Below are 13,816 nucleotides of genomic sequence, written 5' to 3'. Positions count from 1 at the left end.
AGACTCGCACGGTGAAGGTTCTGGCGGCGATGAGCGGTGGAGTGGACTCGGCGGTGGCCGCGGCCCGCGCGGTGGAGGCGGGGCACGACGTGGTGGGCGTGCACCTCGCCCTGAGCAGGATGCCCGGCACGCTGCGCACCGGCAGCCGGGGGTGCTGCACGATCGAGGACTCGATGGACGCGCAGCGCGCCGCGAACGTCCTCGGCATCCCGTACTACGTGTGGGACTTCTCCGAGCGGTTCAAGCTGGACGTCGTCGACGACTTCGTCGCCGAGTACTCGGCGGGCCGCACCCCGAACCCCTGCATGCGCTGCAACGAGCGGATCAAGTTCGCCGCCCTGCTCGAGAAGGCTCTCGACCTCGGCTTCGACGCGGTCTGCACCGGCCACTACGCCTCCCTCCGCACCGCTGCCGACGGCTCCCCGGAGCTCCACCGCGCGAGCGACGAGGCGAAGGACCAGTCCTACGTCCTCGGCGTGCTGACGGAGCAGCAGCTGCGGCACTCGATGTTCCCGCTCGGCTCCACGCCGTCCAAGGCGATCGTGCGCGCGGAGGCGGCCGAGCGGGGCCTCAGCGTCGCGAGCAAGCCCGACAGCTACGACATCTGCTTCATCCCCGACGGCGACACCCGCGGCTGGCTCGCCGAGCGCGTCGCCCCCGAGACCGGAGCGGTCGTCGATCGCGACGGCGCGGTGGTCGGCTCCCACGAGGGCGCCCACGGGTACACGGTGGGCCAGCGCCGGGGCCTGCACCTCGGCGTCCCCGCGCCCGACGGACGGCCCCGCTTCGTCCTGGAGGTGCGGCCGGTGAGCAACGAGGTCGTCGTCGGTCCGCGCGAGGCTCTGCGCATCGGCGAGATCGCCGGCGAGCGGTTCACCTGGGCGGGCGCCGCTCCCGAGGACGCGGACGCGCCCTTCCGCTGCGACGTCCAGATCCGCGCGCACGCCGACCCGGTCCCCGCCTCCGCGGTGGTGTCGCAGGTCGATGGCAGGGTGGAGCTCGTGATCACTCCGGACTCGCCGCTCGACGGCGTCGCCCCCGGCCAGACGGCCGTCGTCTACCTCGGCACCCGCGTGCTGGGCCAGTGCACGATCGACCGCACGGTCGCTGCCGACGCCGCGGTGCTCCGATGAGCGCCGTCGAGCCCGCCGCCCGCGTCGAGGAGCTGCGGGCGCGGATCCGGTCGGCGAGCGACGACTACTACGCGGCCGACTCCTCGCCGCTGTCCGACGCCGAGTACGACGCCCTGGTGCGCGAGCTCGCCGCGCTCGAGGCCGAGCACCCCGAGCTCGCCGCCGAGGACTCGCCGACGCGGACCGTCGGCGGGATCGTCGGAGCGGGCCTCGCCCCGATCGACCACGCCGAGCGGATGCTCTCCCTCGACAACGTGTTCTCGCCCGAGGAGCTGCGCGAGTGGTGCGAGAAGACGGTGGCCTCGGCCGACCGCCCCGTCGCCTGGCTCACGGAGCTCAAGATCGACGGGCTCGCGATCTCCCTCCACTACGAGAACGGCCGCCTCGTCACGGCGGCGACCCGCGGCGACGGCCGCACCGGTGAGGACGTCACCGTCAACGCCCTCCGCGTCTCGGGCATCCCCGAGCGCCTCTCCGGCGAGGGCCACCCGGCACTCGTCGAGGTCCGCGGCGAGGTCTTCATCCCCGTGGCCGCCTTCGCCGAGCTGAACGCCCTTCAGGAGACGCTGCGCGACGAGGCGGTCGAGGAGGCGCGGACCCGCTGGTCGACCCGCCCGGCCGCCACCCGCGGCGTCTTCGAGGAGGAGAAGGCGCGCACGAGCGCGCTGCGGCGCTTCCCGACCTTCGCCAACCCGCGGAACGCGGCGAGCGGCGGCCTCCGCCAGCAGCTCGACAAGAAGTCGGGTCTCGACCTGCGCGCCGGCGAGGCGCGCGTCGGCTCCCTCGCGCTCTACGTGCACGGCATCGGCGCCTGGCCGGAGCCGCCGGTCGCGACCCAGTCCGAGGTCTACGGGCTCCTCTCCTCCTGGGGACTGCCGGTGAGCGGCCACAACCGCGTCTCGGCCTCGGTGGAGGAGGTGCTCGCCTTCGTCGAGCGCCACGGCCGCGAGCGGCACTCGGTCGAGCACGAGATCGACGGCGTGGTCGTGAAGGTGGACGAGCTCGAGCTGCACGACGAGCTCGGCGCCACCAGCCGGGCGCCGCGCTGGGCGATCGCCTACAAGTACCCGCCCGAGGAGGTGCACACGAAGCTTCTCGACATCGTCGTGAGCGTCGGGCGCACCGGCCGCGCGACGCCCTTCGCCCAGATGACCAAGGTGAAGGTCGCGGGGTCCGAGGTGCGCCAGGCCACGCTGCACAACGCCGACGTGGTCAAGGCCAAGGGCGTGCTCATCGGCGACACGGTCGTGCTGCGGAAGGCCGGGGACGTCATCCCCGAGGTGCTCGGCCCGGTGGTGGAGCTCCGCGACGGCTCCGAGCGCGAGTTCGTGATGCCGACGCAGTGCCCCGAGTGCGGCACCACGCTCGCTCCGGCCAAGGAGGGCGACGTCGACCTGCGCTGCCCCAACGCGGAGTCCTGCCCCGCGCAGGTCCGCGGGCGCGTCGAGCACATCGGCAGCCGCGGCGCGCTCGACATCGAGGCGCTCGGCGAGGTCAGCGCCGCCGCCCTGACCCAGCCCCTGGTGCCCGCCGAGCCGCCGCTGCGGACCGAGGCCGGCCTGTTCGAGCTCACGGTTGCCGATCTCTTCCCGATCGAGGTCGTCGTCCGCGACTCCGAGACCGGTCTGCAGAAGCTCGACGCGAAGGGCGATCCGAAGGTCGTCACGCCCTTCAAGCGCAAGCGGCAGCTCGCCAAGGACGGCGCCTTCGACCCGGAGGCGGGAGCCTTCGCGGGGGACGCCGCCTCCGTGCCCTCCACCAACGCCCTCCGGCTGATCGAGAACATCGAGCGGGCGAAGACCAAGGAGCTGTGGCGCCTGCTGGTCTCGCTCAGCATCCGGCACGTCGGCCCGGTCGCCGCGCGCGCGCTGGCGGGCTACTTCGGCTCGCTCGACGCGATCCGCGTGGCGAGCCGCGACGAGCTCGCCGCGGTCGACGGGGTGGGCGGGATCATCGCCGACGCCCTGATCGCCTGGTTCGAGGTCGACTGGCACGTCGAGATCGTCGACCGCTGGGCCGCGGCCGGAGTGCGCTTCGCCACGCCCGGCCACCCCGGTCCCGGTGCCGCGGACGCCGCCGGCGGGGTGCTCGCGGGTCTCACGGTCGTGGCGACCGGCAGCCTGGAGGGGTACTCCCGCGAGGGGGCGCAGGAGGCCATCCTCGCGGCCGGCGGCAAGGCCGGCTCGAGCGTCTCCAAGAAGACCGACTACGTCGCCGCCGGTCCCGGCGCCGGCAGCAAGCTCGGCAAGGCCGAGGCCCTGGGGCTCCGGATCATCACCGCGGCCGAGTTCCACCTCCTGGTGACGGAGGGACCGGACGCGATCGCGCTGCCGGAGGAGGCGTCCCCCGACGCTCCGGAGGAGGCCGCTGCCGGCCCGGACGGGGACGTCGCCGGCGCATCGCGCTCCGACGCCTCGCCGGAGGACGACGCCGTGCCGGAGACCGACGCCGACCCGGACACGGCCGCCCCGAGCACGGAGGAGCCGACCGGGCCCGATGCCTGACGCGGGCGGCGGGGAGCGGCGTGCGTTCCTGCGCCGCTCCCTCGCCGACGCAGCGTCGCTCGCGCTCGACGCCGCGGCTCGGCCCACCGCCGCCGAGCGCCGGACCGCCGAGGTGCTGGGCCGGATCGACCACCTGGTCGTGCTCTCCTTCGCCGGCCGCAGCCGCGACCAGGTCCTCGGCGCGCTCGACGATCCGGACGGTCCGGTATTCACCGGTGATACGGACGCCGTGATGACCGCGCCCGGCCCGGACGATCCTCCGGGCGCGCGCTTCGCCCCCGAGATGCTGCCGGTGCACGCGCTCCTCGCCACGGCCTTCGCCCGGGCCGACCACTGGCGCGCCGACGGCCGCGATCCGCTGCCGGCGGCCCTGCGCGCGGCCCGGGAGACCGGCACCGGCTGGGCTCTCGCGGTCGACGAGCGGCAGGGCGTCTCGACCACGCTCCTCGCCGATCCGGAGTGGCCCCACCGCGATCCGGGCGCCGCCGGCTCCCGCGGCGGGCGCCTCCTTCCCATCGACGCGCTGGCCGCCGAGGCCGCAGCCGGCACCCTGCCTCCGCTCGTCCTGGTCGAGCCGCGGTCCCTCGTCGATCCGGCCGACTTCGCCGACGCCGCAGCCGCCGGCACCGATCGATCCGCCGATGCGCGCCTCGCGGAGCAGCTGCTGCACGTCGTGTTCGACGCCGTCCGCGACGCGGAGCGGGCGGGGCGGCGGATGCTGTTCCTCGTCACCGCGCGGGGGAGCGCGGAGCGGCCCGGCACGGTGCCGGCGCTCGTGCTCGCCTCGGCCGTCCCCTCGGGTGCACGGATCGGCGTGCCGCTCGGTCCGGAGACTCCCGCGCAGCTTGTCCGCGCCCGGGCGGGCGTGCGCCGAGCGCTCGTCGATCCGCAGGTCCGAGACCTGGCCGCACTCCTCAGCGGTCCCGACCGCCCCCTCGCGCGCTGGCCCCGCACGGCGCCGGCTTTCGCGCCGCCCGCGCCGGTCGGGCGGCGCCTCCGCGACGCGGCCCGCCGCGCGCACGTCGACCCCGAGCCGGAGGCCGGACTGCTCGCCCGCGTTCGAGCCGCCGTCCCGGGCGCGTCGCTACACTCCGAGCAGGCGCAGGCGGCGCAGGAGAGGCGGCGGAGATGACCAGCGAGCGGACTCCCTCGGAGCACGACGACGGAGCTCCCCGCTCCCGCTCGCGCCGCCGCTTCCTGGCCGGCACCGCCGCCGCCGGAGTCGGAGCCGGAGCCCTCGCCGGCGGCGCGATCGGCGCGGCCGTCGCCTCCGGCCCCCGCCGCGAGGAGGAGCCGCGACTGCCCGCCCGCACGGAGCCGGGCTTCGACCACGTCGTCGTGATCATGTTCGAGAACCGCTCCTTCGACAACGTCCTCGGCCGCCTCTACGGACCGGACGACCTGCCCGCGGGCGAGAGCTTCGAGGGCCTCCTCCCCGACGAGCGGACGAACACCAGCGCCGGGGGACTGACCGTCGGCACGCACGTCTACGAGGGCGCCACCGACTCCGTGATGCGCCAGCCCGACCCGGACCCGGGCGAGGAGTACCCGCACGTCAACACCCAGCTCTTCGGCACGGTGGATCCGCCCGAGAACGCCGGCCGCACCGTCGGCGCCATGACCGCGCCCTTCAACGCGCCCGCCGACGCCTCCGCCCCGACGATGAGCGGCTTCCTCGAGGACTACGTCCAGCACCTGAGGGTGATGAAGAAGGGGCAGGAGCCCACGGCGGAGGAGGCGCGGACGATCATGGGCGGCTTCTCGCCGGAGATGCTGCCCGTCTTCTCCACCCTCGCCCGCGAGTTCGCCGTCTTCGACCAGTGGTTCTGCGCCGTCCCCTCCCAGACCTTCTGCAACCGGTCCTTCCTGCACGCGTCGACCTCGCACGGCTTCGTCACCAACAAGCAGGGCGGCGGCTACGAGAAGTGGCTCGCGGACGACCTGGCCGACGCGCCGACGGTGTTCAACCGCCTCGAGGAGGCGGGGAGGACCTGGCGCGTCTACTTCGACGCGCTGCAGGTGGTCTCCTACACCGGGTTCCTGCACGCGCCGGTGCTCGAGAAGTACTGGAAGACCCACTTCTCGACGATGGACCGCTTCTACGCCGACGTGGAGAACGGCGAGCTGCCCGACTACGCCTTCCTCGAGCCGCGGCTCGTCTTCGACCACAACGACATGCACCCGCCGACCGGCGTCCTGCACGAGGACGAGGTCGACGGCACGCCCGTCTACGACAGCGCGCTGTCCGACGTCCGCGCCGGCGAGCTGCTGCTGCACCAGGTGTACTCGGCGATCCGGGAGAGCGCGAGCACGACCGGCTCGAACGCGGTGAACACGCTCCTGCTGGCGACCTTCGACGAGCACGGCGGCCTCTACGACCACGTCCCCCCGCCGTCGGCGACTCCGCCGGGCGACGGCCGCGAGGGCGAGATGGGCTTCGCCTTCGACCGGCTCGGCTGCCGCGTGCCGGCGATCGCCGTCTCGGCGTACACGAGGGCCGGCACGATCGTGCACGACGAGCTGCACCACGGCGCCGTGATCCGGACCCTCAGCGCCCTGCACGGCCTCGAGCCGCTGACCGCTCGCGACGCCTCCGCCCCCGACCTCTTCGGGGTGCTGACGCTTGACGAGCCGCGGCAGATCGGCGACTGGCCGACCACGGTGCCGCAGTACCTGCCCCCGAACCCCGAGGCGGCACCGGCGCATCCGGCGCACGTGAACCGCGACAAGCCGCTGAGCCCGCCCGCCGTCGGCCTGATGGGCCTGCTGCTGGCCCGGTACGGCGAGCCCGGCGAGGACCTGCCGACCACCTACGAGGGGGCGTACAACGCACTCCTGAAGCACGGCGCCAGCCTCTTCGGCGGCTCCTGACGGGCGGGCGGCACGGGAGGAGGCGGTGCGGGCGCGCCGAGTAGACTGGCGGCCGGAAATCCCCCCGAACCACCAGACGGAGACGCATGTCCGAGATCACGGCCGACACGGTCGCCCATCTGGCCCAGCTGGCCAGGATCGACCTCACTTCCGACGAGATCGGGAGCCTCACCAGGGAGCTCGGCCAGATCGTCGACTCCGTGCGCGCGGTCCAGGCCGTCGCCACGCCCGACGTGCCGGCGACCAGCCACCCGATCCCGCTCGAGAACGTCTTCCGGCCCGACGTGGTCGGCGAGACCCTCACGCTCGAGCAGGCGCTCTCCGGCGCGCCCGAGCACGACGGCAGCCGCTTCCAGGTCTCCGCGATCCTGGGGGAGGAGCAGTGAGCGCGCACGGCGACGAGCTCGTCCGCCTCAGCGCGTCCGCCCTCTCCGAGAAGCTGGCCGACGGCTCGGTCTCCTCGGTCGAGGCCACCCGCGCCCACCTCGAGCGCATCGACGCGGTCGACGGAGCGGTCCACGCCTTCCTCCACGTCGCGCGCGAGGGCGCGGTCGCGTCCGCCGAGGCGATCGACCGCCGGCGGGCTGACGGCGAGTCGCTGCACCCCCTCGCCGGGGTGCCTCTCGCGGTCAAGGACGTCATCGTCACGAACGACATGCCGACCACGAGCGGCTCCCGCATCCTCGAGGGCTGGCGCCCGCCCTACGACGCGACCGTCATGCGCAAGGTGCGCGAGGCCGGGCTGGTCCCGATCGGCAAGACCAACATGGACGAGTTCGCGATGGGCTCGACCACCGAGCGCAGCGCCTACGGCCCCACCCACAACCCGTGGGACCTCGACCGCATCCCCGGCGGCTCCGGCGGCGGGTCCGCCGCGGCCGTCGCGAGCTACGAGGCGCCCCTGGCCCTCGGCTCCGACACCGGGGGATCGATCCGTCAGCCCGCGCACGTGACCGGCACCGTCGGCGTGAAGCCGACCTACGGCGGCGTGTCCCGCTACGGAGCGATCGCGCTCGCCTCGAGCCTCGACCAGATCGGCCCCGTCTCCCGGACGGTCCTCGACTCCGCGCTGCTGCACGACGTCATCGCGGGCCACGACCCGCGCGACTCGACGTCGCTGCGCGACTCCTGGCCCTCCTTCGCCGACGCGGTGCGCCGCGCCGACGTGACGGGCCTCCGGATCGGCGTGGTCAAGGAGCTCGACGGCGGCGAGGGCTTCCAGCCCGGCGTGCTGGCGCGCTTCCACGAGGCGCTCGAGATCCTTCAGGGCGCCGGAGCCGAGGTCGTCGAGGTGAGCCTCCCGAGCGTCGAGCACGCGGTCGCCGCCTACTACCTGATCCTCCCCGCGGAGGCCTCCAGCAACCTCGCCAAGTTCGACTCGGTCCGGTTCGGCCTCCGGGTCACGCCGGAGGGCGGCGGCACGGTCGAGCAGGTCATGTCCGCGACCCGCGAGCAGGGCTTCGGCCCCGAGGTCAAGCGCCGGATCATCCTCGGCACCTACGCCCTCTCGGCCGGCTACTACGACGCCTACTACGGCAGCGCGCAGAAGGTCCGGACCCTGGTGCAGCGGGACTTCGACGCGGCCTTCGCGGACGTCGACGTGATCGCCTCGCCGACGGCGCCGACGACCGCCTACCGCCTCGGCGAGAAGCTCGACGATCCGCTGGCGATGTACCGCGGCGACGTCGCGACCATCCCGGCGAACCTGGCCGGCATCCCCGGCATCTCCGTCCCCGCCGGCCTCGCCGACGAGGACGGGCTGCCCGTCGGCATCCAGTTCCTCGCTCCCGCCCGGGAGGACGTGCGCCTCTACACCGTGGGCGCCGCGCTCGAGGCGCTGCTCGAGGAGAAGTGGGGCCGCCCGCTCCTCGCGCAGGCCCCCGACCTGACCCACTCCGTGCTCTCCGCGACCGAGGAAGGTGCCGTCTGATGGCCTCCGCGCACACGTCCGCTCCCGAGCTGATGGACTACGACGAGGTCTTCGAGACCTTCGAGCCGGTGCTCGGCTTCGAGGTGCACGTCGAGCTCAACACGAAGACCAAGATGTTCTCGGACGCGCCGAACGAGTTCGGGTCCGAGCCCAACACGAACGTGACCCCGGTCGACCTCGGCCTCCCGGGCTCGCTGCCGGTCGTGAACGAGCAGGCCGTCCGCTACTCGATCAGCCTCGGCCTCGCCCTGGGCTGCTCGATCGCCCCGTCCAGCCGCTTCGCGCGCAAGAACTACTTCTACCCGGACCTGGCGAAGAACTACCAGATCTCGCAGTTCGACGAGCCGATCGCCTTCGAGGGCTCGGTCGAGATCGAGCTGGCCGACGGCTCGCTCGTGCAGATCCCGATCGAGCGCGCGCACATGGAGGAGGACGCCGGCAAGCTCACGCACGTCGGCGGCGCCACCGGCCGCATCCAGGGCGCCGAGTACTCGCTCGTGGACTACAACCGAGCGGGGGTCCCGCTCGTCGAGATCGTCACGAAGCCCATCTACGGCGCGGGGAAGAGCGCGCCCGAGTACGCGAAGGCCTACGTCGCGACGATCCGCGACATCGTGCTGGCGCTCGGCATCTCGGACGCCAAGATGGAGCGCGGCAACCTGCGCTGCGACGCGAACGTCTCGCTCCGCCCGATCGGCCAGGAGAAGCTCGGAACCCGCACCGAGACCAAGAACGTCAACTCGCTCCGCTCGGTCGAGCGCGCCGTCCGCTACGAGATCCAGCGCCAGGCGGCGATCCTCGCCGCGGGCGGCACGATCACGCAGGAGACGCGCCACTGGCACGAGGACACCGGCCGCACCTCCGCGGGACGGCCCAAGAGCGACGCCGACGACTACCGCTACTTCCCAGAGCCCGACCTGCTCCCGGTGGTGCCGAGCCCCGAGATGATCGAGGAGCTGCGCGCCGCGCTCCCCGAGAAGCCCGCCGACCGCCGCCGCCGCCTCAAGCAGGAGTGGGGCTTCACCGACCTCGAGTTCCAGGACGTCGCCAACAGCGGCCTGCTGGTCGAGATCACCGAGACCGTCTCCGCGGGAGCCGCTCCGCAGGCGGCCCGCAAGTGGTGGACCGGGGAGATCGCGCGCCTCGCGAACGCGGCGGGCGAGGACCCGGCCTCCCTGGTCACTCCGGCGCAGGTCGCCGAGCTCGCCGGTCTGATCGAGAGCGGCACGCTGACCGACCGCCTCGCCCGCGAGGTCCTCCAGGGCGTCATCGCCGGAGAGGGCACCCCGCAGGAGGTCGTCGACGCCCGGGGACTCGCGGTCGTCTCGGACGACGGAGCGCTCATCGAGGCGATCGACGCGGCACTGGCCTCGCAGCCCGACGTGCTCGCGAAGATCCGCGACGGCAAGGTGCAGGCCGCCGGTGCCGTGATCGGTGCCGTGATGAAGGCCATGAAGGGGCAGGCCGACGCCGCCCGCGTCCGCGAGCTCGTGCTGGAGCGCGCGGCCGGCTGAGCCGGTGCGCGGGGAGGTGCGGTCATGAGCGGTGGAACCGGCGACGCGCCCCTTCCCGCGCGGCTCGAGCTGCCGGCGGGCGCCCTCCTGCGTCCCCTCGTCTCGAGCGATGCGGACCTTCTGCACGCGGTGATCGGCGAGCAGCGACCGTGGCTCGCGGCTCTCCTCCGCGGGGACGATCCGGCCGCCCTGCCGTCGGCGTCCCTCGGCGACGACGTACGCGGTCTCCTGCGCCTCGAGGAGGAGTCGCGTGCGGGCAGAGCGCACGCGTTCCTGCTCGTCGGCCCGGACCGCACCGAGGCGCTGGGCGCTCTGAGCGTCCGGCCCGGCGGCGGCGACTCCGCCGAGGCCTCCTGGTGGGTCGTCCCCGCCGTCCGGGGCTCGCGGCTCGAGGAGGAGCTCGACGCCTACGCGCGCCGCTGGCTCCAGCAGCACTGGCCCTTCGACACGGTCACCACGCCCGACAACCACCCCGACGATCCCGCCTCCCTAGCCGGGGCGAACATCGTGGCGCTCGTGCCCGTCGCGCCGGAGCGCACCTCCCTCCCCGACACCGACGCCGCCTCGGCGGCGCTCCTCTGGGCGGAGTACCGCTCCGCGCATCCGGGAGTCGACGAGGCGCTCCCGCCGGTCGAGGCGTTCGGCGACAGCACGGCGATGGCGGACGAGCTGCTGGGCCTCGTGCGGCGCGGAGTGAAGACGGCCACGGCGTCCCTCGCCGAGGAGGGGGCGCCCGTTGCGGGTGACCACTGGATCGTCTGCGACGGCGCGGGAGCGGCGCGTGTCGTCCTCGTGACGGACGACGTGCGGACCGGTCCGCTCGACTCCGTCGACGACGCGTTCGCCTGGGCCGAGGGCGAGGGGGACCGCACGCGCGCCTCCTGGCTCGACGGCCACCGCCGCTACTTCGCCCGCGTCTCACCGGGCGGCATCGGCGACGTGGTCTTCGAGCGCTTCCACGTGGTCTGGCCGGAGGCCGACGCCGAGCGCGCCGCCGCCTTCGCCCGCTCGGTCGGAGCGTTCCGGCCCGAGGAGCTCGACGGGACTCCCGCGCAGACCTAGGGGGTTTCCCGGATGCCCCGCTCAGGCGCCCTGCGCCAGAGTGGAGTCATGGCTACTCTCGTGCGCCCCCGTCGGGGCAGGATCATCGCCGGCGTCTGTGCCGGTCTCGCCCGCCGATTCGGCTGGAGCCCCTTCGTGGTGCGTCTCCTGTTCGTGCTCTCGTGCCTCCTCCCGGGGCCGCAGATCATCGCCTACCTCGTGATGTGGGTGGTCATCCCGAAGCAGAAGTGACCGAGGCCTCCGCTCCGAGCAGCCTCTGAGAGAACGCTCAGCACCCGGAGCGGTGAGAGGCCTACCGTGGCGGTGTGCGTCCGTCGGGCGCCGAGGAGGAGATCATGGGATTCCTGGACCGACTGCTGGGCCGCGACGAGCAGCCCGAGAGCGCACGCCGCTCGACGTACGCGCCGCCGCAGGCCGCGGACCGCAGGCCCGAGTACGGCTCCCCTCCGGCGACGTCTCCGCGCACTGACGATGAGCGTGCCATCGAGCGCTACCGCTACCTCCTCCGCACCGCGCCGCCCGAGGCGATCGAGCAGGTGCACCGCGAGGCCTTCGAGCAGCTGACCCCGGAGCAGCGCCAGCAGGTCTTCCGAGAGCTCAGCGAGGGGGCCCCTGTCGGCGACGCGCCGAAGGACGACGACCCCCGCACGCTCGCCCAGTCCGCCACGAGGAGCGAGCTGCGCCAGCCCGGATTCATGGAGCGGCGCTTCTCCGGCGGCGGAGGCATGGGCTTCGGCGGCGTCCTCGCCTCCTCGATGCTCGGCACGATCGCCGGGTTCGCGATCGGCTCGGCCATCGCGGGCGCGTTCCTCCCCGACGCGGGAGGCGACTACGCCGGTGGTGACGGCGGGGGAGAAGCCTCGGCCGACGGCGGAGCGGATGCGGGAGGTGCGGACGCCTCCGGTGCGGACGCCGGAGACGGCGGCGGCTGGGGCGACTCCGGCGGCGGCGACTTCGGTGGCGGAGGCGACTTCGGTGGCGGAGGCGACTTCGGCGGGGGCGGCGACTTCGGAGGCGGCGACTTCGGCTTCTAGCCTCGTTGCAGAGGGCCCCCGATCACGGACAGTGGTCGGGGGCCCTCGCTCGTTCCGGGCTAGTCCTCGTCGGTCAGCATCGCCTTCACCTGGCGGCGGAGGACCTTGCCGATCATGCTCCGCGGCAGCTCGTCGACGACGGTGATCCGCTTGGGCACCTTGTAGGGCGTCAGCGCCTCCCGGACGGCCTTGCGGGCGGCTGCGACGTCGAGCTGCGCGCCCGGCTCCAGGACGACCGCCGCCGCCACGGACTCGCCGCTGCGCGGATCGGGCAGGCCGACCACCGCCACCTCCTTGATCTCGGGCAGGCGGAGCAGCACCTCCTCCACCTCGGACGGCGAGACGTTGAAGCCGCCCGTGATCACGAGCTCCTTGATCCGGTCGACGATGCGCACGAAGCCGTCCTCGTCGATCGTCGCGATGTCGCCGGTGCGGAACCAGCCGTCGCCGGTGAAGGTCGCCGCCGTCTCGTCGGGCTTGCGGTGGTAGCCCCGGAACACCTGCGGACCGCGCACGACCAGCTCGCCCTGCTCGCCGGTCGCCACCTCCGTGTCGGGATCCTCGGGGTCGACGATCCTCACGTCCGTGCCGGGCAGCGGAAGCCCGACCGTCCCGGCGCGTCGCGTCGGACCGACCGGGTTGGCCATCAGGACCGGAGAGGTCTCCGAGAGGCCGTAGCCTTCGACGAGCGTGCCTCCGGTCAGCGCCTCGAACGAGTCGACCAGCGCCGGGTCGAGCGGCATCGCGCCGGAGATGGCGATCTCGATGCCGCGCAGGGAGACGCCCCGCTGCTGCGCGCTGCGCGCCAGGCGTTCCGCGATCGGCGGAACGGCCGGGAGGAAGGTGGCGGGGTGCTTCTTGACGACCTTCAGCACCAGCTCCGGGTCGAACTTCGGGAACAGCACCAGGCGCGCGCCCATGCTCATCGCGAAGGTGAGGCAGAGCGTCAGCCCGTAGGCGTGGAACATGGGGAGCACCGCGTAGACTACGCAGTCGCCGCGGCGGACCGTCGGCACCCAGGCGCGCGACTGGGCGGCGTTCGCCGTCAGGTTCGCGTGGGTCAGCTCGGCGCCCTTGGGCGTGCCGGTCGTGCCGCTCGTGTACTGGATGACCGCGAGGTCCTCCGCGACCGGGCGCGGGTGCGCCGGGTCGATCCGCCGCCTCAGCAGCGACTCCCACTCGATCGCACCGCGGACCGGCCCGGTCAGCGCGGCGCGCGACTCCCGGGCCTTCTTCAGCGGCAGGCGGAGGGCTGCGCGCATCGAGGCGGGCATCGCGCGGGTGAGGTCGACGGCGACGACGGTCTCGACGCCGAGGTCGGCCGGGAGGTCCTGCACCGTCGGCACGACGCGGTTCCAGGCGATCGCGACACGAGCGCCGTGGTCCTCGAACTGGTGGCGCAGCTCGCGCGGGGTGTAGAGCGGGTTGTGCTCGACCACCACTGCGCCGAGCCGGAGGACGGCGTAGAAGGCGACGACGTGCTGCGGGCAGTTCGGGAGGACGAGGGCGACAGGATCGCCCGCGCGGACGCCCAGGCGGCGGAGGCCCTCGGCGGCCCGCTCCACCTCGTCGGCGAGCTGGGAGTAGCTGGTCGAACGGCCGAAGAACTCGAGCGCGACCTGGTGGGGATAGCGCTCGGCCGACTCGGTGACGATGTCGACGAGCGAGCCGGTCGGGAGCTCGAGCTCCGTCGGCACGCCGGGCGCGTAGCTGCGGATCCAGGGGCGGGGCGGGTGGGTGCTCACCCGCCCCACTCTAGGAGGAGGGG

General features: G+C 73.7%; 11 protein-coding genes. 10 read left to right on the top strand and 1 reads right to left on the bottom strand.

Annotation, left to right across the window (positions count from 1 at the left end; genetic code table 11):
* Nucleotides 1-11: 11 nt before the first annotated feature.
* From mnmA to C5C71_RS01600, 10 genes are all read left to right on the top strand, one after another.
* Nucleotides 12-1,133: a tRNA 2-thiouridine(34) synthase MnmA gene (gene mnmA / locus C5C71_RS01645; RefSeq protein WP_181065620.1), complete on the top strand. Its 1,122-nt coding sequence runs from the start codon at nucleotides 12-14 to the stop codon at nucleotides 1,131-1,133.
* Nucleotides 1,130-3,637 carry an NAD-dependent DNA ligase LigA gene (gene ligA / locus C5C71_RS01640; RefSeq protein ID WP_104337004.1) on the top strand — a complete coding sequence of 836 codons (2,508 nt, stop codon included), beginning with the start codon at nucleotides 1,130-1,132 and terminating at the stop codon, nucleotides 3,635-3,637. The genes mnmA and ligA overlap by 4 nt, the downstream gene beginning before the upstream one ends.
* Nucleotides 3,630-4,769, top strand: a complete 1,140-nt coding sequence (locus tag C5C71_RS01635; RefSeq protein WP_104337003.1) for a hypothetical protein — start codon at nucleotides 3,630-3,632, stop codon at nucleotides 4,767-4,769. The genes ligA and C5C71_RS01635 overlap by 8 nt, the downstream gene beginning before the upstream one ends.
* A complete protein-coding gene (locus C5C71_RS01630; protein WP_104309833.1) occupies nucleotides 4,766-6,508 on the top strand; it encodes an alkaline phosphatase family protein in 1,743 nt (580 codons plus the stop codon). The genes C5C71_RS01635 and C5C71_RS01630 overlap by 4 nt, the downstream gene beginning before the upstream one ends.
* 86 nt (nucleotides 6,509-6,594) lie before the next feature.
* Entirely contained in the window at nucleotides 6,595-6,894 is a 300-nt protein-coding gene (gene gatC / locus C5C71_RS01625; RefSeq protein ID WP_104223877.1) for an Asp-tRNA(Asn)/Glu-tRNA(Gln) amidotransferase subunit GatC, read from the top strand.
* Nucleotides 6,891-8,438, top strand: coding sequence for an Asp-tRNA(Asn)/Glu-tRNA(Gln) amidotransferase subunit GatA (gatA, locus tag C5C71_RS01620; RefSeq protein WP_104247609.1), 1,548 nt, complete (start codon nucleotides 6,891-6,893; stop codon nucleotides 8,436-8,438). Before gatC ends, gatA begins: the two co-directional genes overlap by 4 nt.
* On the top strand, nucleotides 8,438-9,952 hold the full coding sequence (gene gatB / locus C5C71_RS01615) for an Asp-tRNA(Asn)/Glu-tRNA(Gln) amidotransferase subunit GatB (RefSeq protein WP_104283580.1): 1,515 nt from the start codon (nucleotides 8,438-8,440) through the stop codon (nucleotides 9,950-9,952). The genes gatA and gatB overlap by 1 nt, the downstream gene beginning before the upstream one ends.
* Nucleotides 9,953-9,976: 24 nt before the next feature.
* Nucleotides 9,977-11,014, top strand: coding sequence for an ASCH domain-containing protein (locus tag C5C71_RS01610; RefSeq protein WP_104337002.1), 1,038 nt, complete (start codon nucleotides 9,977-9,979; stop codon nucleotides 11,012-11,014).
* Between the two features lie 48 nt (nucleotides 11,015-11,062).
* On the top strand, nucleotides 11,063-11,245 hold the full coding sequence (locus C5C71_RS01605) for a PspC domain-containing protein (RefSeq protein ID WP_104223873.1): 183 nt from the start codon (nucleotides 11,063-11,065) through the stop codon (nucleotides 11,243-11,245).
* A gap of 104 nt (nucleotides 11,246-11,349) precedes the next feature.
* A complete protein-coding gene (locus C5C71_RS01600) occupies nucleotides 11,350-12,048 on the top strand; it encodes a hypothetical protein (RefSeq protein ID WP_104335690.1) in 699 nt (232 codons plus the stop codon).
* A gap of 59 nt (nucleotides 12,049-12,107) precedes the next feature.
* On the opposite strand, the gene C5C71_RS01595 is transcribed toward C5C71_RS01600, so the two are convergent.
* Nucleotides 12,108-13,793, bottom strand: a complete 1,686-nt coding sequence (locus C5C71_RS01595) for a long-chain-fatty-acid--CoA ligase (RefSeq protein WP_104308734.1) — start codon at nucleotides 13,791-13,793, stop codon at nucleotides 12,108-12,110.
* Nucleotides 13,794-13,816 lie beyond the last annotated feature (23 nt).

Origin of the sequence: Rathayibacter sp. AY1C1, assembly GCF_002932105.1 — a bacterium.
Lineage (GTDB): Bacteria > Actinomycetota > Actinomycetes > Actinomycetales > Microbacteriaceae > Rathayibacter.
The sequence above is the reverse complement of the archived record's forward strand: the minus strand, read 5'-3'. Positions and strand labels throughout refer to the sequence as shown.